Source organism: uncultured Schumannella sp. (assembly GCF_905479755.1).
In the GTDB taxonomy this organism is placed as follows: domain Bacteria; phylum Actinomycetota; class Actinomycetes; order Actinomycetales; family Microbacteriaceae; genus DCRR01.
Map to the genome: position 1 here is coordinate 43,805 of NZ_CAJQNT010000009.1, position 23,844 is coordinate 67,648.

The 23,844-nt window shown below is 69.7% G+C and carries 19 protein-coding genes; 14 read left to right on the plus strand and 5 right to left on the minus strand.

The window, feature by feature from the left end:
• Positions 1–7 precede the first annotated feature (7 nt).
• Positions 8–1,576, minus strand: coding sequence for a molybdopterin-dependent oxidoreductase (locus tag QZ258_RS02780; protein ID WP_294178828.1), 1,569 nt, complete (start codon positions 1,574–1,576; stop codon positions 8–10).
• A gap of 127 nt (positions 1,577–1,703) precedes the next feature.
• Here QZ258_RS02780 and QZ258_RS02785 point away from each other — a divergent pair, with 127 nt between their 5' ends.
• The 8 genes from QZ258_RS02785 to QZ258_RS02820 all read left to right on the plus strand — a co-directional run bounded on the left by QZ258_RS02785 (position 1,704) and on the right by QZ258_RS02820 (position 9,117).
• Positions 1,704–2,153, plus strand: a complete 450-nt coding sequence (locus QZ258_RS02785) for a rhodanese-like domain-containing protein (protein WP_294178830.1) — start codon at positions 1,704–1,706, stop codon at positions 2,151–2,153.
• Positions 2,154–2,269: 116 nt separating this feature from the next.
• A complete protein-coding gene (locus tag QZ258_RS02790; protein ID WP_294178832.1) occupies positions 2,270–2,926 on the plus strand; it encodes a GntR family transcriptional regulator in 657 nt (218 codons plus the stop codon).
• Positions 2,923–4,428, plus strand: coding sequence for an MmgE/PrpD family protein (locus QZ258_RS02795; protein ID WP_294178833.1), 1,506 nt, complete (start codon positions 2,923–2,925; stop codon positions 4,426–4,428). Before QZ258_RS02790 ends, QZ258_RS02795 begins: the two co-directional genes overlap by 4 nt.
• The gene (gene prpB, locus QZ258_RS02800; protein WP_294178834.1) at positions 4,428–5,336 is read left to right on the plus strand and encodes a methylisocitrate lyase; all 909 of its coding nucleotides are present in this window, start codon (positions 4,428–4,430) and stop codon (positions 5,334–5,336) included. The genes QZ258_RS02795 and prpB overlap by 1 nt, the downstream gene beginning before the upstream one ends.
• Before the next feature lies 1 nt (position 5,337).
• Positions 5,338–6,444 carry a bifunctional 2-methylcitrate synthase/citrate synthase gene (locus QZ258_RS02805; protein WP_294178836.1) on the plus strand — a complete coding sequence of 369 codons (1,107 nt, stop codon included), beginning with the start codon at positions 5,338–5,340 and terminating at the stop codon, positions 6,442–6,444.
• 32 nt (positions 6,445–6,476) lie between these two features.
• On the plus strand, positions 6,477–7,538 hold the full coding sequence (locus QZ258_RS02810; RefSeq protein ID WP_294178838.1) for a type III polyketide synthase: 1,062 nt from the start codon (positions 6,477–6,479) through the stop codon (positions 7,536–7,538).
• Positions 7,538–8,077 (plus strand): isoprenylcysteine carboxyl methyltransferase family protein, encoded by a 540-nt coding sequence (locus tag QZ258_RS02815; protein ID WP_294178877.1) that lies wholly within the window; start codon positions 7,538–7,540, stop codon positions 8,075–8,077. The genes QZ258_RS02810 and QZ258_RS02815 overlap by 1 nt, the downstream gene beginning before the upstream one ends.
• A complete protein-coding gene (locus QZ258_RS02820; protein ID WP_294178840.1) occupies positions 8,074–9,117 on the plus strand; it encodes an NAD(P)/FAD-dependent oxidoreductase in 1,044 nt (347 codons plus the stop codon). The genes QZ258_RS02815 and QZ258_RS02820 overlap by 4 nt, the downstream gene beginning before the upstream one ends.
• A 24-nt stretch (positions 9,118–9,141) precedes the next feature.
• Here QZ258_RS02820 and QZ258_RS02825 read toward each other — a convergent pair whose 3' ends face one another.
• From QZ258_RS02825 to QZ258_RS02840, 4 genes are read right to left on the minus strand one after another with little or no spacing between them, the layout of a single operon-like run.
• Complete coding sequence (locus QZ258_RS02825) at positions 9,142–9,831, minus strand: HAD hydrolase-like protein (protein WP_294178841.1); 690 nt, start codon at positions 9,829–9,831, stop codon at positions 9,142–9,144.
• 9 nt (positions 9,832–9,840) lie between these two features.
• Complete coding sequence (locus QZ258_RS02830; protein ID WP_294178843.1) at positions 9,841–11,190, minus strand: MATE family efflux transporter; 1,350 nt, start codon at positions 11,188–11,190, stop codon at positions 9,841–9,843.
• Between the two features lie 4 nt (positions 11,191–11,194).
• The gene (nucS, locus tag QZ258_RS02835) at positions 11,195–11,890 is read right to left on the minus strand and encodes an endonuclease NucS (protein ID WP_294178845.1); all 696 of its coding nucleotides are present in this window, start codon (positions 11,888–11,890) and stop codon (positions 11,195–11,197) included.
• 9 nt (positions 11,891–11,899) lie between these two features.
• A complete protein-coding gene (locus tag QZ258_RS02840) occupies positions 11,900–13,111 on the minus strand; it encodes an MFS transporter (RefSeq protein WP_294178847.1) in 1,212 nt (403 codons plus the stop codon).
• A gap of 63 nt (positions 13,112–13,174) precedes the next feature.
• On the opposite strand from QZ258_RS02840, the gene QZ258_RS02845 reads away from it, so the two are divergent.
• The 6 genes from QZ258_RS02845 to QZ258_RS02870 all read left to right on the plus strand — a co-directional run bounded on the left by QZ258_RS02845 (position 13,175) and on the right by QZ258_RS02870 (position 23,838).
• Positions 13,175–15,145 carry a M13 family metallopeptidase gene (locus QZ258_RS02845; RefSeq protein WP_294178848.1) on the plus strand — a complete coding sequence of 657 codons (1,971 nt, stop codon included), beginning with the start codon at positions 13,175–13,177 and terminating at the stop codon, positions 15,143–15,145.
• The gene (locus QZ258_RS02850; RefSeq protein ID WP_294178849.1) at positions 15,139–16,047 is read left to right on the plus strand and encodes a serine hydrolase; all 909 of its coding nucleotides are present in this window, start codon (positions 15,139–15,141) and stop codon (positions 16,045–16,047) included. Before QZ258_RS02845 ends, QZ258_RS02850 begins: the two co-directional genes overlap by 7 nt.
• 324 nt (positions 16,048–16,371) lie before the next feature.
• On the plus strand, positions 16,372–18,213 hold the full coding sequence (locus QZ258_RS02855) for a hypothetical protein (protein ID WP_294178850.1): 1,842 nt from the start codon (positions 16,372–16,374) through the stop codon (positions 18,211–18,213).
• Positions 18,214–18,539: 326 nt separating this feature from the next.
• Positions 18,540–20,708, plus strand: a complete 2,169-nt coding sequence (locus QZ258_RS02860; RefSeq protein ID WP_294178852.1) for a hypothetical protein — start codon at positions 18,540–18,542, stop codon at positions 20,706–20,708.
• Positions 20,709–21,071: 363 nt separating this feature from the next.
• The gene (locus QZ258_RS02865; protein WP_294178854.1) at positions 21,072–23,252 is read left to right on the plus strand and encodes a hypothetical protein; all 2,181 of its coding nucleotides are present in this window, start codon (positions 21,072–21,074) and stop codon (positions 23,250–23,252) included.
• A 277-nt stretch (positions 23,253–23,529) separates the two neighbouring features.
• Positions 23,530–23,838, plus strand: coding sequence for a YtxH domain-containing protein (locus QZ258_RS02870; RefSeq protein ID WP_294178856.1), 309 nt, complete (start codon positions 23,530–23,532; stop codon positions 23,836–23,838).
• Positions 23,839–23,844: the final 6 nt, after the last annotated feature.

Below are 23,844 nucleotides of genomic sequence, written 5' to 3' on the forward strand. Positions count from 1 at the left end.
GGCGGAGTCAGGCCACCCGGACCACGATCTCGTGCAGGCCGGTCGCCCCGTCGGGAATGACGCCCTGGATGTCCTCGGTCTGCACCTCGCCGTCGACGCTCGTCGCGCGCACTCGGATGCGGTGGTCGCCGCTCGTCGCTGTCCAGTCCAGGCGCCACTGCACCCAGGTGTCGACCGAGATGGCGGTCGCGAGCTCCGCGGGCTGCCACGCGCCCCCGTCGATCTGCACGTCGACCGCGGCGATGCCGGTGTGCTGATCCCAGGCGACGCCCGCGATCGTGACGGCTCCGGCATCCACGGTGCGTCCGCTGTACGGCACGTCGATGCGGCTCGAGATCTTCACCGGACCTTCGGCGCTCCAGCCGCGATCCGTCCAGTACGCCGTCTGATCGGCGAATCGCGTGACTTCGAGCTCGGTCACCCATTTGGTCGCCGACACGTAGCCGTAGAGCCCGGGCACGACCAGCCGCGCGGGAAAGCCGTGCTCGACCGGCAGCGGCTCGTCGTTCATGCCGATCGCGAGCACCGAGTTGCGCTCCGCGTCCTGCAGCACGCCGAGCGGCGAGCTGGCCGTCCAGCCGTCGATGCTCTTCGACAGCACCATGTCGGCACCGGCCTGCGGCTTGGCGCGCGCCAGCAGCTCGCGGATCGGATAGCCGAGCCACTTGGCGTTGCCGATCAGCCCGCCGCCGACCTCGTTCGAGACGCACATGAGCGTCGTGTACGACTCCTCGAGCGGCAGCGCCAACAGCTCGTCCCAGCTCAGCTCGAACGGCTCGTCGACGAGGCCGTGGATGCGCAGGCTCCAGTCGGCCGGGTCGACCTGCGGCACGCGCAGCGCGGTGTCGATCCGATAGAAGAGCTCATTCGGGGTGATCACCGGCGCCAGGCCGTCGATGCCGAGCTCCGCGCTCGCCGGAACGGCCGCGGCGGTCGTGGCCGCGCTCGGCAGGGTGAACGCCTCACGGACGGTGGTGGCGGTGCGGGTGGCGGCCTGCAGGGCGTTGGCGCCCAGCGTGGCGAGCGCGCCCACGACGGCGGTTCCCGCCGACCAGCCGAGGAAGCCACGACGGCTGAGTCCCGCGGTGTCCGCGGCCGCGGACACCGCGTGCTCGCCGGGGCGCTCGGGGCGCTTCCGCAGCAGCATCGTCAGCGCGATCGCCCCGACGACACCGGCGACGGCGGAGGGCAGGGGCGAAAGCAGGCCCGCATCCGAGCGGGTCATCGCGGCGGCCACCCCGAGGGCGGCGCCGACGCCGAACAGCACGCGGCCGAGCGGCGAGCGGCGACTCTCGATCACGCCGGCGAGTGCCGCCAGTGCGGCGACGACCAGTCCGATGCCGACGATCAGGGCGATCTTGTCGGCGGTGCCGAACAGCGCGATCGCCGCGTCTTTGGCCCACGACGGCGCCAGATCGATCGCGGCGGCGCCGATGACGGTGAAGGGACTGCCGGTCGGCACGAGCAGTGCGGCGGCCAGCTCACCCGCGCCCGCCGCGGCAACCCCGGCGGCGAGACCCGCCACCGCGGGCAGTGCGAACTGCCGTGCGGGAGAAGACGTGCCGCTGCTTCGCATGGTGTCAGCCTAGGTCGGGCTGCTTCGAATTGTCCGGGTCGTGTGCTGGGTGCGCGGTGGCGGGATATCCCGTCTGGCTGGCCGCGCATCGATGGAGCTGTGGCGCGGAGGTTCGTACGCTCGCACCATGACTCCCGCACAGCAGACCGCCGTCGACCACTTCGCCGCCAAGCTCCGTTTCGAGACCGACCCCTCGGATGTGCAGGCGGCGCTGGACGCGGGCGAGGCGCTGAGCTTCGTCGACGTGCGCAACGAGGTCGCGTGGCGACAGGGTCGCGCGGTCGGCGCGATTCACCTGCCGCGGCAGGACGTCGCCGCCCGCGCGGTCGACGTGCTCCCCCGCGAGGTGCCGGTGGTCGTCTACTGCTGGAGCCCGGGCTGCAACGGGTCGACCAAGGCGGCGCTCGAGCTGAGCCGGCTGGGCTTCGAGGTGCGCGAGATGATCGGCGGCTTCGAGTACTGGGCGCGCGAGGGGCTGCCGGCCGTGGACGACTCCGGCGACATCACGCGGCCGGTCGACGAGCTGACCGGTCCGCGCGCGATGGCGGGTGCGGGCGCGATCTCCTGCGACTGCTGAGCCCTCGGGGGGCGATCGGCGCGCAAATGTATCCCGAAAGCCGTCTTTCGCAACTATGAGCGCCTGAAAACCCCGATTCTGTATACAGAACCGGGGAAGCGGCGTACAGTGGGCCCGTGCGTGCGAGCGATCGGGCCTACGAGGCGCTGCGAGGAGACATCCTCGCCTGGCGCCTGCGCCCCGGCACTCCGCTCAGCGAGATCGAGCTCGCCGAGCGCCTGGGCGTCTCGCGCACCCCGCTGCGCGCGGCCCTCGCCCGTCTCGCCGTCGAAGGCTTCGTCGACACGACACGCGGCCGCACCGCGATCGTCTCCGACGTCTCGGAGCACAGCGTGCGCGGCTACTTCGAACTGCGCGAGGCCCTCGAGACGCACGCCGCGAAACTCGCCGCGCGCCGCCGCAACGACGCCGTCTTCGCCGACCTCGCCGAGCGCTTCGACCGCGCCACGGGCCTGCTCGACGCGGGCGACATCGACTCGTACTACGCGCTGATCGCCGAATTCGACCAGGCGCTCGCCGTCGCGATCGAGAACCCGGCCTTCGCCGCCAGCCTCGACGCCGTGCGCGCGCACCTCGCGCGCGCCCGCCGCATGGCTGCCGACAACGCGGAGCGCCTGCGTCGCTCGGCGAGCGAGCACCGCCTCATCTGCGAAGCCATTCGTGACGGCGACGAGGCGCTCGCCGCCTCCGCCGTGTCGGCGCACCTGCGCCATGCCCTCACCACCATCCTCGCGACGCTGGCCGTGCGAGACCGACAGGAGACCCCCGCGTGAAGAATCACCTCGTTCGCACCTACAAGAGCTCGGAGCCGCTGCCCCGGGAGGAGCAGTTGGCGTGGAAGATCGCCGAAGTCGCGGTCGACCCGGTCGAGGTGAGCGCCGAGGTCACCGACATGGTGATCAACCGTGTCATCGACAACGCCTCTGTCGCGGTCGCGTCGCTCGGACGTGCGCCGGTGACCAGCGCGCGCGGACAGGCCCTCGCGCACCAGCCCACCCCCGGGGGTGCCGGCGCCTCGGTCTTCGGGGTGACCAGCAAGCACAGCCCCGAGTGGGCCGCCTGGGCGAACGGGGTCGCCGTGCGCGAACTCGACTACCACGACACCTACCTCGCCGAGGAGTACTCGCACCCCGGTGACAACATCCCGCCCGTGCTCGCCGTCGCGCAGCACGTCGGCAGCGACGGTGCCGATCTCGTGCGCGGTCTTGCCACCGGCTACGAGATCCAGATCGACCTCGCCACCGGGATGAGCCTGCACCGGCACAAGATCGACCACGTCGCGCACCTCGGCCCGAGCGCCGCCGCCGGCATCGGCACCCTGCTGGGCCTCGCCCCCGAGACGATCTACCAGGCCATCGGCCAGGCGCTGCACACCACCACCGCCACGCGCCAGTCGCGCAAGGGCGAGATCTCCACCTGGAAGGCGCACGCCCCCGCCTTCGCCGGAAAGATGGCCGTCGAAGCGATCGATCGGGCGATGCGCGGGCAGACCTCGCCCTCGCCGATCTGGGAGGGCGAAGACGGCGTGATCGCGTGGCTCCTCGGCGGCCCCGAGGCGCGCTACACGATCCCGCTGCCGGAGGCCGGGGAGGCCAAGCGTGCCATCCTCGACTCCTACACGAAGGAGCACTCGGCCGAGTACCAGGCGCAGGCCTGGATCGACCTGGCCCGCCGTCTCGGCACCGAGCGGCCCGAGTTGCGCGACCCCGCCAACATCGCCCGCGTCGTGCTCGCCTCCAGCCACCACACGCACTACGTGATCGGATCCGGCGCGAACGACCCGCAGAAGTACGACCCGACCGCCTCGCGCGAGACGCTCGACCACTCGATTCCCTACATCTTCACCGTCGCCCTGCAGGACGGCGCCTGGGATCACGTCGGCTCCTACGCGCCGGAGCGCGCACAGCGCGCCGACACGGTGGAGCTGTGGCAGAAGGTCACCACCGTCGAAGACCCGGAGTGGACACGCCGCTACCTCTCCACCGACCCGAAGGAGCAGGCCTTCGGCGGGCGGGTCGAGATCGAGCTGGTGAGCGGGGAGCGCATCGTCGACGAGATCGCGGTGGCGGATGCGCATCCGCTCGGCGCCCGGCCGTTCGCGCGCGCCGAATACGTGGCCAAGTTCCGCACCCTCGCCGCGGGCGTGCTCGCCGACACCGAGATCGAGCGCTTCCTGGCCGCGGCCGAGGCGCTGCCGACCCTCGGCGCGGGCGAGCTCGACCAGCTCAACGTCGTCGCCGAGGGACTGCCCGTCTCGCCGAAGGGACTCTTCTGATGCTGCACGCGAACCTCACCGCGAGCGCCAAGCGCGCCGCCTTCCGCGCCCGCCTGGCGAGCGGCGAACTGGTGCGGATGCCCGGCGCCTTCAACCCGCTGAGCGCCCAGCTCATCCAGGACAAGGGCTTCGAGGGCGTCTACATCTCGGGTGCCGTGATGAGCGCCGACCTGGGGCTTCCCGACATCGGGTTGACGACCCTCACCGAGGTCGCCGGTCGCGCGGCGCAGATCGCGCGGGTCACCGACCTGCCGGCGCTGGTCGACGCCGACACCGGCTTCGGCGAGCCGATGAACGTCGCGCGCACCGTGCAGGTGATGGAGGACGCGGGCGTGGCCGGCATCCACCTGGAGGATCAGGTCAACCCGAAGCGCTGCGGTCACCTCGACGGCAAGGAGGTCGTCGACGAGCAGACGGCGCTGAAGCGGATCCGTGCCGCGGTGTCGGCCCGGCGCGACCCCGACTTCCTGATCATGGCGCGCACCGATATCCGCGGGGTGGAGGGCATGGCCGCCGCGATCGATCGCGCTAAGGCGCTCGTCGATGCGGGCGCCGACGCGATCTTCCCCGAGGCAATGGCGAGTCTCGAAGAGTTCGCCGCGATCCGCGCGGCCGTCGACGTGCCGGTGCTGGCGAACATGACCGAGTTCGGCAAGAGCGAGCTGTTCACCACGGCGCAGCTGGCCGACGTCGGGGTGAACATCGTGATCTTCCCGGTGTCGCTCCTGCGTCTGGCGATGGGCGCGGCGGAACGTGGCCTCGACACGATCCTCGCCGAGGGATCGCTGACCTCGAAGGTGCCCGAGATGCAGACCCGGGCACGCCTCTACGAACTCGTCGACTATGCGGCCTACGGTTCGTTCGACGACAACATCTTCACCTTCGACCTGAACAACAACAGGAGCTGACATGACAGAGATCAAGAAGGGGCTCGCGGGTGTCGTCGTTGACACCACCGCGATCTCGAAGGTCAACCCCGAGACCAACTCGCTGCTCTACCGCGGCTATCCGGTGCAGGATCTCTGCGCCAGCCGCACCTTCGAGGAGGTCGCCTACCTGCTCTGGCACGGCGAGCTGCCGAGCGAGGACGAGCTGCAGAACTTCCAGGAGCTGGAGCGAGCGCACCGCGCGCTCACCCCGCTGGCCAAGCACACGATCGACCTGCTGCCGAAGGATGCGCATCCGATGGATGTCATGCGCACCGCCATCAGCGCGATCGGTGCCGCCGATGCGACCGCGGCCGACGCGAGCCCGGAGGCCAACCTCGACAAGGCGGTCCGACTCTGGGCCCAGCTGCCGGCGATCGTCGCCTACACGCAGCGTCGTCGGCGCGGCCTCGACCTCGTCGAGCCCCGCGGCGACCTCGGCTATTCGGCGAACTTCCTGCACATGACCTTCGGCGAAGTGCCCGACCTGGTGGTCGTCAACGCCTTCGACGTGTCGATGATCCTGTACGCCGAGCACTCCTTCAACGCTTCCACCTTCACCGCGCGCGTGATCACCTCGACGCTCGCCGACCTCTACTCGGCCGTCGTCGGAGCGGTCGGCGCGCTCAAGGGCCCACTGCACGGCGGCGCGAACGAAGCCGTCATGTACGTCTTCGACGAGATCGGCGAGGCCGCGAAGGCGGAGGCCTGGCTCGACACCGCGCTCGCCGAGAAGCGCAAGATCATGGGCTTCGGCCACCGCGTCTACAAGAGCGGCGACTCGCGCGTGCCGACGATGAAGCAGGCGCTCGACAGCCTGATTCAGGAGTACGACCGCCCCGACCTCGCCGAGCTGTACACGACGCTCGAGCAGGCGATGGATGACCGCAAGGGCATCAAGCCCAACCTCGACTACCCGAGCGGGCCGGCGTACCACCTCATCGGCTTCGACACCGAGCTCTTCACGCCGCTGTTCGTCGCCAGCCGGGTCACCGGCTGGACGGCGCACATCCGGGAGCAGCTCGAGTCGAACGCGCTCATCCGCCCGCTCTCGGAGTACGTCGGCCCGGAGCAGCGTCAGGTCCCCTGACGCCGCGCGGCTTCGGGTGGTACGTTCCGCACATGTCGCGAATCGTGGCGGTGGCACCGGCGCTGCCCGAGCATGCCTACACGCAGAGTGAGATCACGGCGGAGCTCGCCGACCTGATCGCTCCGGTGAGCCCGCAGCGCGCCGTGCTGGAGCGCTTCCATGCCGCGAGCGGCATCGGTCGCCGACACACGGTGCTGCCCCTGGAGCACTACCGCGAACTCGGCGGGTTCACCGAGGCGAACGACATCTGGATCAGCGAGGGCACCGCGCTCGCAGCGCGCGCGCTGACCACGGCGCTCGACGCGGCCGGTCTCGATCCGCGCGAGGTCGACTACCTGCTGTTCACCTCGGTGACCGGGATCGCGGCCCCGTCGATCGACGCCCGCCTGGTTCCGCTCGTCGGCCTTCGCCCCGACATCAAGCGGATGCCCTCCTTCGGCCTCGGCTGCGTCGCCGGCGCCGCGGGGCTTGCCCGGGTGCACGACTACCTGGTCGGCCACCCCGACGAGATCGCCGTGCTCGTCTCGGTCGAGCTCTGCTCGCTCACCCTGCAGCGCGACGACCTCTCGGTGGCGAACTTCGTCGCCAGCGGCCTGTTCGGCGACGGCGCGGCAGCGGTCGTGGTGGCCGGGGCGAACCGCGCGGAGGAGCTCGGCCTGCCGGGCCCGGAGATCCTCGACACCCGCGCCGCGCTGCACCCCGACAGCCAGAGCGTCATCGGCTGGGACGTCGGCGGAACGGGCTTTCGCATCGTGCTGAGCGCCTCGGTCTCGGAGACGGTCGGCGGCGGTGTGCCGCGCGAGGTGCTCGCGCTGCTGGAGCGGCACGCGCTCGGCACCGCGGACATCGCGGCATGGATCGCGCATCCGGGTGGCCCGCGCGTGCTGGAGGCCTTCGAGGTGGGCCTGAATCTCGGCAGCGGGCAGCTCGCACCGAGTTGGCGCTCTCTCGAGTCGGTCGGCAACCTCTCCTCCGCCTCCGTTCTGCACGTGCTCGCCGATCAGTTCGTCCAGACGGACGGTGCCTTGGGCGTGGTGCTCGCCGTCGGGCCGGGAGTCACCAGCGAGTCGGTGCTGCTGAAGTGGGTGGCGTGATGACGCTCACCCTGGTGATGTTCGCAGCTCTCCTGCTGCTCACGGGTGTGGAGCGCCTGATCGAGCTGGTGATCTCGCGCCGAAACGCCGCCTGGGCCTTCGCCCGCGGCGGGATCGAGAGCGGCAAGCGCCATTTCCCGGCGATGGTCGCGCTGCACACCGGGCTGCTGGTCGCGGCATTCCTCGAGGCCTGGCTCGGCGAGCGTCCGTTCATCCCGGAGCTCGGCTGGCCGATGCTGGTGATCGCGCTGCTCTGCCAGGCGGGACGCTATTGGGTGATCGCCTCGCTCGGGTTCCAATGGAACACGCGCGTGATCGTCGTGCCCGGGCTCGCGCTCTCGCGACGCGGACCGTACCGCTGGTCGTGGGTGCGCCACCCGAACTACGTGATCGTCGCCCTCGAAGGGATCGCCCTGCCGCTGGTGCACACCTCGTGGATCACCGCCATCGTGTTCACGGTGCTGAACGCGATCCTGCTGCTCGGCTTCCGCATTCCCACCGAGAATCGCGCCCTGGCCGCGGCGCGCCCGACCCGGTGACGGTCTACGAGACCGAAGTCGTGGTGGTCGGCGGCGGGCCGATCGGCCTCGCGAGCGCGATCGAGGCGCGCGAGGCCGGACTCGACGTGATCGTGGTCGAGCCCCGCGAGGGCGTCATCGACAAGGCGTGCGGGGAGGGCCTGATGCCGGGCGCCGTGCCGGCGCTGCACCGGCTGGGGGTCGCTCCGGCGGGCTTCGAGCTGCGCGGGGTCGCCTACCGCGACGGCCGGTCGTCGGCGGATCACCGCTTCGCCGGCGGGACCGCGCTCGGGGTGCGGCGCACGACCCTGCACGCCGCGCTGCTGGAGCGCGCGGAGCAGGTCGGGGTGCGCCGCGTCGCCGCGCGCGTGCTCGACGTCGAGCAGGAGGGCGAGCACGTCACAGCGCTGACGACCGGGCCGCGGGTGCGCGGCGAGTGGATGCTCGCCTGCGACGGCCTGCACTCGCCCGTCGCGCGCCTTCTGGGACTGCACCGTCCGGCGCGGGAGCGCGGTCGACGCTTCGGACAGCGCCAGCACTTCGCGATCGAGCCGTGGAGCGACCTGATCGAGGTGCACTGGACGAGCGACGCCGAGCTCTATGTCACCCCCACCGCCGATGGAGTGGTCGGGATCGCGGCGCTCACCCGCCGCGGCGTGCGGTTCGGCGAGGCGCTCGCCGCCTGCCCCGAGCTCGCCGCCCGCATCGCCCGCGCACCGCGTGCGACGCCGGTGATCGGCGCGGGCCCGTTCCGTCAGACGACTTCCGCGCGCACGCGCGGGCGGGTGCTGCTGGTCGGGGATGCCTCCGGCTATGTCGATGCCCTGACCGGGGAAGGGCTGCGCATCGGCTTCGCGCAGGCCGAGGCCGCTGTGCAGGCGGTGCGCCGCGGGGACGCGCACGACTACGAGCGGCGCTGGCGGCAGATCACCCGGGACTTCCGCTGGCTGACCCGGGCGACGGTCGCGCTCGCGAACTCCCCCGCGCGCTCCCGCGTGGTTCCGATCGCGCGCGCGGCGCCGCGACTGTTCGGCGCGGCGGTCGAGCGACTGGCCCGCTGACGCCGCCGTTCTCCGCTGCGCGAGCTACGCGGCGGCGGAGGCTTCGAGGCCGAGAAGCGCCGCCAGCTCGCGCGGAGTCTCGGCGACACCCACCGCGCCCGCCTGCTCGGCGGGCGAGCCGTAGCCCCAGGTCACGAAGAAGGTGGGGATGCCGCGCTCGTGGGCGCCCTCCACGTCGTGGTGGCGGTCGCCCACCATGATCGGGTTGCTGAGATCGGCGCCCGCCACGCGCAAGCGCCGCAGCGCCTCCAGCACCACGTCCTTCTTGGCGCTGCGTGACTCGTCCTCGCTCGCGCCGGTGAACTCGGTGAAGTACTGCGAGAGCTCGAAGTGGTCGAGGATCAGCCGGGCCGGCAGCTCGGGCTTGGAGGTGGCGAGCGAGAGCGGGATCCCGGCGTCGTGGATCGCGGCCAGGATCTCGCGCACTCCTGGGTAGACGACCGCGTCGAAGACGCCGGTCGAGACGTAGTGCTTGCGGTACACCTCGAGCGCGCGAGCGGATTCCGCCTCGTTCAGCCCCGCGAGGTCGCGGAAGGAGTCGAGGATCGGCGGGCCGACCCAGCGCAGCAGCTCAGCGGGGGTGGGAACCGGCATCCCCAGTGCCTCGTAGGTGTGCGCGAGGCTCGAGGTGATGCCCGGCGCGGAGTCCACGATCGTGCCGTCCAGATCGAACAGGATCGAGCTGAACGGCGGAGCGACGGATGCGGCGGACACCCGACCAGCCTAGGACGCGGCGCGTGCGGCGCCGGTCGTCATCCAGCGGTCCCCCCGCGCCCGAAGCCCCAGAGTGAGCGCGCGCGCCGCCAGATACACGAGCGACCAGGCGCCCTGCGCGAGCAGCACGGCGGCGAGTCCGCCCTCGGGCGGAAGCAGGGCCAGCAGCAGAGCGGGCAGGTAGACGACCACGTTGGCAAGGCCGGTGAGCGCCAGATAGCGGGCATCGCCCGCGCCGATCAGGATGCCGTCGAGCACGAACACGTAGCCGGCCAACGGGGCGGTCACCGCCAGCACGAGCAGCAGCCCGGGGAGCATCGCCAGCACCGCCGGGTCGGAGGTGAACACCCGCCCGGCGACGGGGGCGAGCGCCGCGAGGATCAGGCCGCTGCCGAGCCCGGCGAGCACGGTGTGCTGGATCAGTCGGCGCACGACCGTGCGGACCCGGCCGTGGTCGCCCGCGCCGAGCGCGTGCCCGACCATCGCCTGCGCGGCGATCGCCTCCGCGTCGAGCACGAACGCGACGAGCGAGAGCACGGCCATCGAGACCTGCAGCGCCGCGAGCTCCTCGGTGCCGATCGCCGCGCCGACGACCGTGAAGGCGACCATGCCGAGGCGCAGCGACGCGGTGCGCAGCAGCAGCCAGCCGCCCGCCGCGGCCGAGGCGCTCACCCCCGCGAGCCCCGGGCGGAGGGCGACGCCGTGCGGGCGTGCGGCACGCACCGACATCACGACATAGACGGCGGCCATGCCGTACTGGGCGACGACGGTGCCGGCGGCCGATCCCGCGATCCCCCAGCCCAGGCCGTAGATGAAGACGGCGTTGAGCGCCGCGTTGGCGGTGAAGCCGGCGATCGCGACGACGAGCGGGGTGCGGGTGTCCTTCAGGCCGCGCAGCAGCCCGGTCGCGGCGATCACGAGCAGCATCCCGGGCATCCCCCAGACGGCGATCGCCAGGTACTCGACCGCGGCGTCGGTCACCGCCGGGGCCGCACCGAAGGCGGCGGCGAGCGGGCGCGCGGTGAGGGCGCCGACCACGGCGAGAAGCGCACCCAGCGCCAGGGCGAGCCACATGCCGTCGATGCCCGCGCGGATCGCCCCCGCCCGGTCGCCCGCCCCGAGGCGCCGCGCCACCGTGGGGGTGGTCGCGTAGGCGAGGAAGATCAGCAGCCCGATCGCGGTCTGCAGGATCGTGCCGGCGATGCCGAGCCCCGCCAGCGACACGGCGCCGAGGTGCCCGACCAGCGCGGTGTCGGTGAGCAGGAACAGCGGCTCGGCGACGAGCGCGCCGAGCGCCGGAACGGCGAGGCGCAGGATCTCGCGATCGAGCGCGCGGCGTTCGGCTCGAGCGGTGGTCACGGCGTCAGAACAGCCGGGAGTGGCCGGTCTCGAGTCCGCGCATGGCGTCGTAGTCGAGCACCAGGCAGCGGATGCCCCGGTCCTCCGCGAGCGTGCGGGCCTGCGGCTTGATCTCCTGCGCCGCGAACACGCCCGCGACGGGTGCGAGCAAGGGGTCGCGGTTCATCAGCTCGAGGTAGCGGGTGAGCTGCTCGACCCCGTCGATGTCGCCGCGGCGCTTGATCTCGACGGCGACCGAGGCGCCGCTCGCATCCCGCGCCAGGATGTCGACCGGACCGATCGCGGTCATGTACTCGCGGCGCACCAGTTCGTGCCCCTCCCCCAGCAGGTCGATCTGCTCGGCGAGCAGGCGCTGCAGCTCGGCCTCGACGCCGTCCTTCTGCAGCCCCGGGTCGATGCCGAGCTCGTGCGAGGTGTCGTGCAGGATCTCGTGGATCGAGATCACGAGCAGGTCGGCGGTCTTCGCGTGGGTGACGCGCCAGAGCTCGACGACGCCGGCCGAGGCGCGCTCCTCGTCGACCTCATCGACGGTGAAGGTGCAGGGCGGGCTCATCCAGTTGAGAGGCTTGTAGCTGAGTGAATCCGAGTGCACGAGGACGCTGCCGTCGGCCTTCACCAGCAGCAGTCGCGTCGCGAGCGGCAGGTGCGCGCTCAGTCGCCCCGCGTAGTCGACGGAGCAGCGGGCAATGACAAGACGCACGCGTTGATCCTACGAGGCGTCGACCGGCTCGGCGTCCGGCGTCGGCGTCTGCTCGCGCGCGGCGGGCGACATGACGGCGGAGAGCACGATGAGCGCGAGCACGATGAACAGCGCGTTGAGCAGACCGATCTGTTCACCCACGAATCCGATCAGCGGGGGACCGACGAGGAAGGCGAAGTAGCCGACCGTCGCCACCGCGCTCACGCGGGCGGCGGCGGTGCGGGCGTCGTCGGCGGCCGCCGACATGCCCACCGGGAAGCCGAGCGAGGCCCCGAGCCCCCAGAGCACGATGCCGACGACGTAGAGCGCGGGGATCGGCACCAGGATGACGATCGCGAGCCCGACCGCCGCGGTCAATGCCGAGGCGCGCAGCACCGGCACCCGGCCGAAGCGGTCGAGGATCGGAACCCCGACGATGCGTCCGATCGTCATCGCGGCGGCGAAGACGCCGAACAGCAGCGCGCCCGTTCCGTTCTCCAGCTCGTGCGCATCGATCAACGCGAGCGCGAGCCAGTCGTTCGCGCTGCCCTCGGTGAAGGCCATGCCGAGCACGATCAGGCCGATCAGCAGGGTGCGCGGGTCGGTCCAGATCGCCATCCGCTCGCGGAAGTCGGGGCGGGGCTCCTGGCCCTCCTCCTCGGTGATGTGCGCGGGCAGCCAGCGCGGCACGATGACCGCGGCGACCGCCAGAAGAACGCCCATCAGCCCGAAGTGCACGAGCACGGGCACCCCGGCGAACGCCGCCGCCGAGCCGATGCCGGCCCCCGCGACGGTGCCCAGGCTCCAACTCGCGTGATACCAGGGCATGATGTTGCGGCGAAGCGCCCGCTCCGCGCCCGCGCCCTCGACGTTCATCGCCACGTCGCACACCGCGCCGGCGAAGCCGGTGATCGCCATGCCGAGCAGCGCGAGCACGAAGTTCGAGAGCAGCGTCGTCGCGGCGCCCGTGAGGATCAGCCCGAGCCCGAAGGCGAGCAGCGTCAGACGGATCGTCTGCGCGCCGCCGATCGCGTGCACGAGATGCCCCGAGATGAGCAGACCGAGGATCGCCCCGGTCGAGATGGCGAACAGCAGAATGCCGACCTGGGAGACCGGGATGTCCAGCTGATCGCGCAGGGCCGGGATGCGGGAGATCCAGGCCGCCATGCCCAGACCGTTGACGGTGAAGGCGACGAAGACGGCGTTGCGCCAGGCCGTAACCGAAGGAGGAGCAGTGTTCACCTCCTCACGCTATCCGGCGAGGGCGCGGCATTCGTGCACGGAGAAGAATCTAGGCTGACGGGTATGACCGACGCACTGCTTCCTTCCGGCATCGAAATCGACGAACTCGATCCGGCGGTCCGCCCTCAGGACGACCTGTTCCGGCACGTGAACGGACGGTGGATCGATCGCACCGAGATCCCCGCCGACAAGGCGCGCTACGGCTCGTTCTACGTGCTCGCCGAAGAGGCCGAGCAGGCGGTGCGCGAGATCATCGAGGCCGCGCAGTCGGCCGCCCCGGGCACCGAGGAGCGCAAGATCGGCGACCTCTACGCCAGCTTCATGAACGAGCAGCGGATCGAGGAGCTGGGCTGGAGCCCGGTCGCCGAGGAGCTGGCGGCGGCCGCCTCCGCCACCGACCTGACGAGCTTCGCGCAGACGCTCGGGCGTCTGGAGCGTGCCGGAGTCGGCGGCTTCATCCAGGCCTTCGTCGACAACGACCCCGGGAATCCCGAGCGCTACCTGGTGTTCCTCGAGCAGGGCGGCCTCGGTCTTCCCGACGAGTCGTACTACCGCGAGGACAAGTTCACCGAGATCCGTGCCGCCTACCTCGCGCACCTCGAGCGCATGCTGGCGATGGCCGGGCTCGACGACGCGGGCGTGCGCGCCGCGCGCATCCTGGAGCTGGAGACGGCGATCGCCTCCCACCACTGGGACAACGTGCGATCGCGCGACAGCCAGGCCACCTACAACCTCACCGCCTGGAGCGAGGTGACCGCTCTCGCCGGCGCCGCCGCGTCGTTCGTCGACTCGTGGCTGGCCGCCCTCGATGTGCCCGCCGGGTCCTTCGACGAGGTCGTCGTGCGCCAGCCGAGCTTCGTCTCCGGTCTCGCCGAGCTGCTCGTCGAGGACCGGGTGCCCGCCTGGCGCGACTGGCTGAGCTGGCAGGTCATCCGCTCCGCCTCGCCCTACCTGCACCGCGAGGTCGTGAACGCCAACTTCGACTTCTACGGCAAGACGCTCACGGGTACGCCCGAGCTGCGCGCGCGCTGGAAGCGTGGGGTCGCCGTCACCGAGGGCGCGCTCGGCGAGGCGATCGGCCGCATCTACGTCGAGAAGCACTTCAGCCCGACGGCGAAAGCCGCGATGGACGACCTCGTCGCGCACCTGGTGGAGGCCTACCGTCAGAGCATCCGGAACCTCGACTGGATGACCGAGGAGACCCGGCAGCGCGCCCTCGACAAGCTCGAGAAGTTCACCCCAAAGATCGGCTTCCCGGTGAGGTGGCGCGATTACTCGACGCTGGCGATCGATGCCGACGACCTCGTCGCCAACGTCCGCGCCGCGTCGGAGTTCGAGTTCCAGCGCGAGCTCGGCAAGATCGGCAAGCCGCTGGACCGCGACGAGTGGTTCATGACGCCGCAGACGATCAACGCGTACTACAACCCCGGCTTCAACGAGATCGTGTTCCCGGCGGCCATTCTGCAGTTCCCCTTCTTCGACGAGAGCCGGGATGCGGCAGCCAACTACGGCGCGATCGGCGCCGTGATCGGCCACGAGATCGGGCACGGCTTCGACGACCAGGGCTCGCGCTTCGACGGCGACGGCCGGCTGACCGACTGGTGGACCGCCGAGGACCGCGCGGCCTTCGACGAGCGCACCGCCAGTCTCATCGCCCAGTACGACGCCCTCGCGCCGAGCGGCATCCCCGACCATCACGTCAACGGTGCGCTGACGATCGGCGAGAACATCGGCGACCTCGGCGGGCTCGGGATCGCGTGGAAGGCGTACCAGCTGTCGCTCGACGGCGCCGAGCCTCCCGTCATCGAGGGGCTCACCGGCGCGCAGCGCTTCTTCCTCAGCTGGGCGCAGGCCTGGAGGTCGAAGTACCGCGACGAGGAGGCGATCCGACTGCTCGCCATCGACCCGCATTCGCCGAGCGAGTTCCGCTGCAACCAGATCGTCCGTAATATTGACGAGTTCTCTCGTGCGTTCGATCTCAGCGAGACGGACGCCCTCTGGCTCGACCCGAACGAACGTGTGACCATTTGGTAGAACTCGCGCCGTCGCCTGAGCGACGAGATCGCGTACGCGGGCCGCGTACGCCTCGTCATCGTGCGATCGAGCGAGTCGCGAACTTCTCGGCGAGCTTCACCGCGCTCGGCGAGATCGCGTACGACGGTGCCCAGGTCTCGGCGTCGGTGGTCGACCTCGACACGAACGAGTCGCTCGCCTCGATCGATGAACGCATCGCGTTGCCGACCGCCAGCATCGGCAAGATCCTGCTGCTCGTCGAGTTGTCGGCGCGGATGAGCGAACGCGACGCGAGCGGGTTCGCCATCCTCGACAAGACCCCGAGCGACACCGTGGGCGAGAGCGGCGTCTGGCAGCACCTGCAGGCCCCCTCGCTTCCGGTGGCCGATCTCGCGACGCTCATCGGCGCCACCAGCGACAACCTGGCCACCAACGTGTTGTTGCGCCAAGTCGGGCTCGACTCGGTCCGCACCCGAACGGAGGGGCTGGGGCTGACCCGCACCGCACTGCTCGACCTGGTGCGGGACCTGCGCGGCCCGGACGACGCCCCCCAGCTCTCGGTCGGCTCCACCGCGGAGCTCACCGAGCTCTTCGTCGCCCTCGCTCACGGGCGGGTCGTCGATCATGTGACCAGCAGTCGGGTCTTGGGGTGGTTGTCGCTGAACGCCGACCTCTCGATGGTCGCCGGGGCGTTCGGCCTCGATCCGCTCTCGCACCGCACGCCGGATCATGGCCTCCAACTCGTCAACAAGACCGGGACGGATACCGGCGTGCGCGCCGAGGCGGGGGTGCTGCGCGGTCCACGGCACGCGGTCGCCTACGCCGTGACCGTGCACTTCACCGATGACGGGGCGGCGTCGCGGCTGCGAGCGCTCGACGCGATGCGCACGGTCGGGTTCGACCTGCTGGACTACGTGCACTAGGCGTGTCGTTTTGCGACAAATCTGTCTATCTGGTACGTCGCGATCCCTCTTGTTAGCGTGACGAGAGTACGTCGGATTGGTCATGTGCCAACGGCACGTGGGCTCTCGTTCCCCCGGCGCGGGAAGGCACCAGCAATCTATGGGCATCGCTTAGACACTCTCTTCTGATCGACGAGGCCCGAACTCGAGTCCGTGCCTCGCCGCGACACGTTCCCCCGGTTCTGTCATACCGGTCCCCTCCTGCGACGAAAAACGTCGCCGTTCGGCGTTCCCCCGCGCCGCAAAACATGAGCGGCACGACGCCTCTCAGCTAAGGAATCCCCCATGTTCAAGAAACTCCTTGCCGGGCTGAGTGTGATGGCACTCTCGCTCGGCATCGTCGCGCTGACGGCCGGTCCGGCCAGCGCATATGTCTCGCACGTCGACGCGTCGTGTACGGCGCTCAATGTCAACCTCTCGGGCTACAACGCCGACGCCGACAACCTGGTCACGGTCTACGTCGACGAGGTTGCGGTGGTCGATGGCGCTGCCTTCGGTGAGTCGTTCAGCTCAACCCACCCCTTCGCCGATACCGGCGCGTCCCACACCTATCGGGTGGTTGTCGTGGCCCACGACGGCGAAGCGGGAAGCTTCGACAGCGGAACGGTCACCGTGGATCCGTGTGTTCAGGAGGACCTGCAGAAACAGGAGCCAGAGCCGCAGAGCAGTTCCACGCCCGAAGTTCAAACGCTGGTCATCGACACGCCTCCGGTGGTCGACAAGGTCCGGATCTGCCACGCGACCGCGTCGCAGACCAACCCGTACACGAACCCCGAGGTGTCGGTGCGGTCGATCATCAACCTGCCGAACGGTCACCACTACCACGAGGGTGACATCATTCCGCCCTTCTACTACGAACTCGACGACGCGATCCTTCACTACGAAGGCAAGAACTGGACCGAGGGCAATGCGGCGATCTGGGCACAGGGCTGCGGAGCCGCGACGGTGACGCCGACGGCGCCGGAGTTCTTCGATGCCGAGTGCACCGATGAAGGCGAGATCGGGCTCGGTGGGTTCATCATCTTCGAAACCGAACTGGTGAAGTACCAGATGCGCTACAGCTCCTCCGAGGACTGGGTCGATGTGGGCCCCGGCACGCACGACGAGCCGGTGGACACACGCATCCAGATCCGGGCCGTCGGACTTGAGGGAGTCGAACTCGAAGGAGACACGTCCTGGCGCTATCGGGTGATGGGCCCGGATGAGCCGTGCGTCGTCGCCGACGCCCGCGCCAGCGTGGAGATCACGAATGCCACCTGCTACGAGCCCGGCTCCGCGATCTTCTACCTGCAAAACGCGACCCTCGTGCGCGAGCCCGACCTGTCGCCGGGCGTGCACGTGATCCGCGCGGTTGCCGATGAGGGTCACGTGTTCGGAAACGGTCGCACATTCAAGGTGCTCCGGTACTACGTTCCGGACGTGCTCCCCGATGATCAGTGCATCGTTCCGACTCCGCCCGAGTTCTTTGACGCGTACTGCGACGAGCAGGTGCGCGGGGGGATCGTCGATCCGTACTTCGTCGTCTCCTCGACGCAGGGTGTCTACCTGACCTGGAAGCTCAACGGAGTCGACCAGGGCGTCGTGCCGGATGAGGCCTACGGCGTTCAGATCCCGGTGGAGATCGGCGACACGGTCGTCATTAAGGCCCATGCGATGGATGGCTACGCCTTGAAGGATGGCCGCGTCGTCCGGTGGGAGCACTACTTCGGTCTTGACGACCTGTGTACGTTCCCGACGGTGACGGTCGACGTCGACTCGACGCAACCCACCTGTGACGCGGACGGATCACTCGAGTTCGAGACGGTGGACGGCGAGCTGTACCCCGGTGCGGTCGAGTGGACCGTTGATGGTCTGCCGGCGGCGGAAGGCAGCTACGACATCGCGGGGACGCGAACCGTGGTGCTGACCGCGACGGCGACGGAAGGATACGGATTCGCCGGTGAAGAGGGGTCGACCCTGGAATGGGAGATCGCCTTCACCGACCCGAGGCCGTGCGACGACCTGCCGACGCTCGCGCTGACGGGAACTGATTCGTCGGTCCTCGGCGGGTTCGGGTTCGGCGGCGCGATGCTGCTCGCGGGAGGCCTCCTCGTCCTCGCGCGCCAGCGCCGGGCACTGCACCACTAACGCAAGGAACCACGCCCTCTGCGACGCCCCCGCTCGCTCGTCGAGCGGGGGCGCCACGGATGCGCGGGTGGCTCGGTCCCACCGCTGCGAGCTGAGACGCGGCGGAGCGGGGCCGCGCTGCGTTCGGCACTGTGGAGAACCCCTTGTCCTCCATTTTGCGGACATGATACGTTGGCGAGGCTTCGTCGGTATCCCGATCAGGTGCCCACTCCCCCGTGTGGCTTCTGGTTTCCGCCGGAGCGACAAGGCCCCCCTTGTCCACGACCCCCCGTGATGCGGTTTGTCATGCCCGGGGTCGCGGATCCTCTCAGCAAGGAATCCCCCACATGTACAAAAAGCTTTTCGCAACGTCTTTGGCGCTCGCCCTCGGCGCCGGCATCGTCGGCGTGGTCGCCGCCCCCGCGACCGCAACCGACTCCAACCAACCCGCGTACTGGCAGACGCTTGAGGGCGAGGTGTGCGAAGACCCGGGGTACTCGACCGAGAATTCGGCGGCCAACCCTTACACGCTCCCCGAGGCCGACGACGGCTGGCAGTGGTCCAAGGTGATCATCAAGGCCGGGAGCAGCAACGATGGCGGCCAGGTCAACGGCAGCTATCTCTACGACTCGGGCCTCGAGGCCGGCGAGACCTTCATGCACCCGGTCAAGGACTCGATCAGCCACGTGATCGTCTGTCAGATCCCCGCGGATGACCCTGAGGAGCCGCCGCTCGACCCCGAGGGCTGCGTCTTGGTCGCCTGGAAGATGCCCGGGTGGGTGAACTCGACCACTCCGACGTGGCCGCAGGCGTACTTCACCCAGGTCGGCACCTCGACGTGCGACCCGAGCGAGTTGTCGAAGCTCGACGACCACCTTCTGGAGACGTGCGATGCGTACTACCAGGTGGACCTCTACGACGTGAGTGCAACCACCACGTCGCTGATCGCCGGCAAGGTGCTTACGGGGCCGGGCAAGCCCGCGGAGGACTTCCCGTCGCCGTCGGGCTGGGACCTCACCTACAAGCTCGTCCAGGCGCCTGAGTGCCTCGACGAGGATGCCTCCGCCAGCGTCGTCGTCACGTCGGCGTCGTGCGGCGTACCGGGAACCGCGCAGTTCACGATCGAGAACGCGACGTGGAACTCGGATGCGATCTCGACCGCCGGAACGCACTCGCGCACCGCGACGGCGAACGAGGGCCACGCCTTCGCCGGTGGCGAGACCACCAAGACCGTGAGCTACACCATCGAAGCGGCGCTGACCACGACGGAACCGCCGTGCGCCCCGCCCGCCCCGACCTTCACCGACTCGGTCTGCATCGAAGGCACCGGCGATGACACGGTCGGATCCTTCACGCTCGCCGTGCTGGATGGCGTCACCTACCAGGCCAAGATCGGCGCCGCGAGCTACACCACGGTCGCGGCGGGAGTCGCGCACGAGGTGCCGTCCCCGGACGGCGCGACCACGGTGACGATCAAGGCCTACCGCGGTGCGACGCTCGTGGGCGAATGGTCGCACGTCTTCACGGAGCCGAACGAGGAGTGCCTGACCGAGGTCACGCCCGTCGAGCCCGCGATCAGCCAGGCGGTCTGCACCGGAACGCCCGGCGAGGTCAGCACGGCGGGGTACACCCTCACCGCAGTGACCGGCGTCACCTACTTCGTCAAGGTCAACGGCGGCGACTGGACCGAAGCGACCAGCGGCAGCCTTCAGGTGCTCACCCCCGGTGATGTGCTCGACGTGAAGGCCGTCGGCGATTGGGACGCGGGCTACTACATCACGACGCCGGGCGAGAGCTCGAAGTCCTTCGGCCCGTACACGATCGACGACCCCGACTGCGGCGTCGAGATCGTCGTCGGAGACCCCGTCTACTGGAACGACCTGTGTGACGAGATCAACGGCGGCGTGCTCGAGCAGGGCTTCGAGGTCGTCGCGGCCGACCACGTGACCTACACGGTCTCGATCAACGGCGCCGATGCGACTCCGATCGACCCCGGCGTCTACGCGGCCGCACCCGGCGACTACGTCGTCGTGACGGCCCACCCCGAGGACGGCTACGTGCTCACGGGCACGGTGAGCTGGGATCACGCGTTCCAGACCGACGGGTTCTGCCCGCCGACGCTGGGTCTCGTGACGCCGACCGTCGCAACGCAGCAGATGACCTGCGACGCCGACGGCTCGTACACGCTCGGCAACGAAGAGGGCACCCCCGATTCGATCCTGTGGAGCGTCAACGGCGGACCGGAGTTCACCACCGGCGGCACGTTCACCGTGTCCACGCCGGGCGCCGTGACGATCACGGCGATGCCGGCGGCCGGCGCGGGCTTCGCCGGTGAGGCGGAGCTGCCCTACACCTGGCACCTCGCGTTCGAGCGTCCGAGCGTGTGTGAGGATCTTCCGACCCTCGCGCTGACCGGTGGAACGATCGCGACCGGGTCGCTCGGACTCGCGGCGACGATGCTCTTCGCCGGCGGGCTGTTGATGTTCGCTCGCCGCAACTCCGCGACGCAGCGCTGATTCGGCGTCGTGCGGCGCCCGCGCTGAGAACGGGCGCCGCACGACGTGCGGCACGAATTGGGTATAACGCGTTGTCCTCCAAAGTGAGGACCTGCTAGCTTGGTGAAACTTCGTCGCGAAGAGCGCGTTCACCCCCGGGCGCGTTGCCTCTCAGCCTTTGCGGCGTGGAAAGGTGTTGACCCGAGCCCTCACGTTCTGTCCCCCATGTGCTGAGGCCGCATCCCGAACTCGTGCGACCTCCTGCCCTCCCTCTTCTCCGGCATCCCCCGCCGGACACCGGTGCTTCGTCGCCGTGCGCTTCCGTCGTGAAGCCGCCGCGAGCGGGTGCCGCGGCAGCCCCCCTCTCAGCAAGGAAAATCCCCCATGTTCAAGAAGATTCTCGCCGGCGTCGGCGCGTTGGCGATCGCGGCGGGCATTGTTGCCGTGGTTGCCGGCCCCAGCGTCGCGCACCACAACACGATCAGCGCGAGCGTCGTCTGCGATACCAGCAGCGGCGCGACCTACAAGGTCACCTGGACGATCGAAAACTCGGAGAGCGGCAGGTCCGAGACGATCATCGAGTCCAGTGACACCAGTCTCGTCCCCGTCGGCACCGTGATCGGGGCCGGCGGCACGCTCGTCGTCACCGAGTACATGACCGAGGCGGTCGAGAAGAAGCTCGAACTCACGGCGCGTTGGAGCAACGGCTACGAGAAGAAGAACTACGAGACGATCAAGCCGGCGTACGACTTCCCCGAGTGCGCGCCGACGGAGATCATTCCCACGGCCCCGACGGTGGAGCTGTCGCGTTGCGTGGACTACAGCCCGACCAATGGGACGTACACGATCCCGACCACGGCGGGTGTCGTCTACCAGGTGTCTCTCAACGGCGGAGCCTTCGCGAACGCCGCCGCGGGCGAGGTGACACCGGCGACGGGCTCGACTGTGTCGATTCAGGCAATCCTGGACCCGAGCTACGACTCGACCCGGTACGTGCTCGGCGGAACCACCGCGTGGGGGCCTTACACCTTCAGTGCCGCCGACTGCGATGACCCGGAGCCGGTCACGCCGGTCTTCGTGAACGAACAGTGCACGGGCGTCACCGACGGCGACCGGACGCAGGCCTCGTACCAGATCGCGGCGACCTCGGGCGTGACCTACCAGGTCCTCGAGGACAGCACCTGGAAGAACGTTTCGGCGGGAACATACGACGTGAACCCGACCGAGTCGTCGTCGGTCACCGTGCAGCTGCGGGCGATCAAGACCGCGACGAGCGCGGTGCTCGCGAGCTGGCAGCACACCTTCGAGTACGCGGGTGACTGCGTCATCGTCGTGACCCCGGTCACCCCGACGTTCATCGACGAGGAATGCACGGGCGTCACCCCGGGTGAGCGCACCCAGGCCCGCTACACGATCACCGCCGCCTCGGGCGTGACCTACCAACTGTTCTCCGGCGGCACGTGGACGGACGTTGCGGCGGGCACCGTCAATGTGAACCCCACCTCGACGGACATCACCGTCACGCTGCGGGCGCTCAAGACCGTGACCGGCGCCGTGCTGGAGAGCTGGGAGCACACCTTCTCGAGCGCGGGCGACTGCATCATCGAGGTCACCCCGGTCGACCCGACGATCACGCAGGTGCTGTGTGACGAGTCGACGCCGGGCGCGCAGACCGAGGGCGGCTACACGATCCCCGAAACCGAGCACGTGACCTACCTCGTGCGAATCGGTGACGGCGTCGCTGCCGAGGTCGCCGCGGGCTTCCACGCGGTCCCGGCAGGAACCACCTTCACGGTGATCGCGGTCGCCGACGGCGCGGGCTACTCCCTGCCGGGCGAGGTCGACCGCATCGTGCTCGGCGAGTACACGATGGCCGACCCCGACTGCCTCACCGATGTCTCGGTTCCGGGTGTCCCGGTGACGTGGGACGACCTCTGCGATGAGGTCAACGGCGGCGTGCTCGACCAGGGCTACACCGTCGTCGCGGCCGACCACGTGACGTACAAGGTGTCGATCGACGGTGCCACTCCGACTCCGATCGCGCCGGGCACCTACTCGGCGACCCCGGGCAGCCACGTGGAGATCACGGCCTACGCGGACGCGGGCTACCGGTTGACGGGAACCTCGAGCTGGGAGCACGCCTTCCAGACCGATGGGTTCTGCCCGCCGACGCTCGGCGTCGTGACGCCGACCGTCACGTTCCAGCAGATTGACTGCTCCACCGGCGGCTCGTACACCCTCGGCAACGAGGAGGGCGAGGCGGACGCCATCGTGTGGACCGTGAATGGCGGGTCGCCGTTCACGACCGGCGGCACCTTCACGGTGTCCGCGGAAGGCACCGTCACCATCACGGCGACTCCGGCCGTCGGTGCCGGATTCACGGGAGACCGTGAACTTCCCTACACCTGGACGTTCACCTTCGCGACGCCCTCCACGTGCGGTGACCTTCCCACCCTGGCGCTGACCGGCGCGGTCGCGGCGGGATCCCTGGGTCTCGCGGCGACGCTCCTGCTCGCGGGTGCCGTCCTTCTCGCGGCACGTCGCCGGGCACACGCCACGCGCTAGGGACACAACTCGGCCCCTGCCTCTCGAGAGCTGAGACTCGAGGGGCAGGGTGTCCGATTCACGTGACGGGGCCCCGCGGGACAGACCGCGGGGCCCCGCGGCATGACGGGCCCACCGCCAGAGGGCCCGCATAGCATGCTGAGTCCTCGCATCCTGAAACTATCGTGTTTCTTCCGGGTATTCCGTTGACGGAATGCAATTCGTGGAGGACGCTGGAACCAGACCTGAATGCTCGGGCCCGTTGTGGTTCGAGACACACCCGTGGGAGGGAATCATCGTGAAAGGCAAGATCCTTTTCGTCGCCGGACTGGGTGTCGGCTACCTGCTGGGAACCCGAGCGGGACATGAGCGCTACGAGCAGATCAAGGCGACCGCGTCGAAGTTCTGGAACGACCCGCGCGTGCAGCGCCAGGTCGACACCGTCGAGACCTTCGTGAAGGACAAGGCCCCCGACGTGGCCGAGTTCGTGTCGGAGAACGCCAAGAAGGTGGTCTCGCAGGTTTCCGCCAAGAAGCCCGCGACGTCGACCGCCAAGAAGCCGGCGTCGTCGACCTCCTCGTCGAAGTCGACCGCCAAGTCGAGCTAGGCGCCG

Bases quoted from the DNA above. Each gene is read 5' to 3' on its own strand.
- QZ258_RS02780 (WP_294178828.1), bottom strand. From the start codon at position 1,576: ATGCGAAGCAGCGGCACGTCTTCTCCCGCACGGCAGTTCGCACTGCCC.
- QZ258_RS02785 (WP_294178830.1), top strand. From the start codon at position 1,704: ATGACTCCCGCACAGCAGACCGCCGTCGACCACTTCGCCGCCAAGCTC.
- prpB (WP_294178834.1), top strand. From the start codon at position 4,428: ATGCTGCACGCGAACCTCACCGCGAGCGCCAAGCGCGCCGCCTTCCGC.
- QZ258_RS02805 (WP_294178836.1), top strand. From the start codon at position 5,338: ATGACAGAGATCAAGAAGGGGCTCGCGGGTGTCGTCGTTGACACCACC.
- QZ258_RS02810 (WP_294178838.1), top strand. From the start codon at position 6,477: ATGTCGCGAATCGTGGCGGTGGCACCGGCGCTGCCCGAGCATGCCTAC.
- QZ258_RS02815 (WP_294178877.1), top strand. From the start codon at position 7,538: ATGACGCTCACCCTGGTGATGTTCGCAGCTCTCCTGCTGCTCACGGGT.
- QZ258_RS02845 (WP_294178848.1), top strand. From the start codon at position 13,175: ATGACCGACGCACTGCTTCCTTCCGGCATCGAAATCGACGAACTCGAT.
- QZ258_RS02855 (WP_294178850.1), top strand. From the start codon at position 16,372: ATGTTCAAGAAACTCCTTGCCGGGCTGAGTGTGATGGCACTCTCGCTC.
- QZ258_RS02860 (WP_294178852.1), top strand. From the start codon at position 18,540: ATGTACAAAAAGCTTTTCGCAACGTCTTTGGCGCTCGCCCTCGGCGCC.
- QZ258_RS02865 (WP_294178854.1), top strand. From the start codon at position 21,072: ATGTTCAAGAAGATTCTCGCCGGCGTCGGCGCGTTGGCGATCGCGGCG.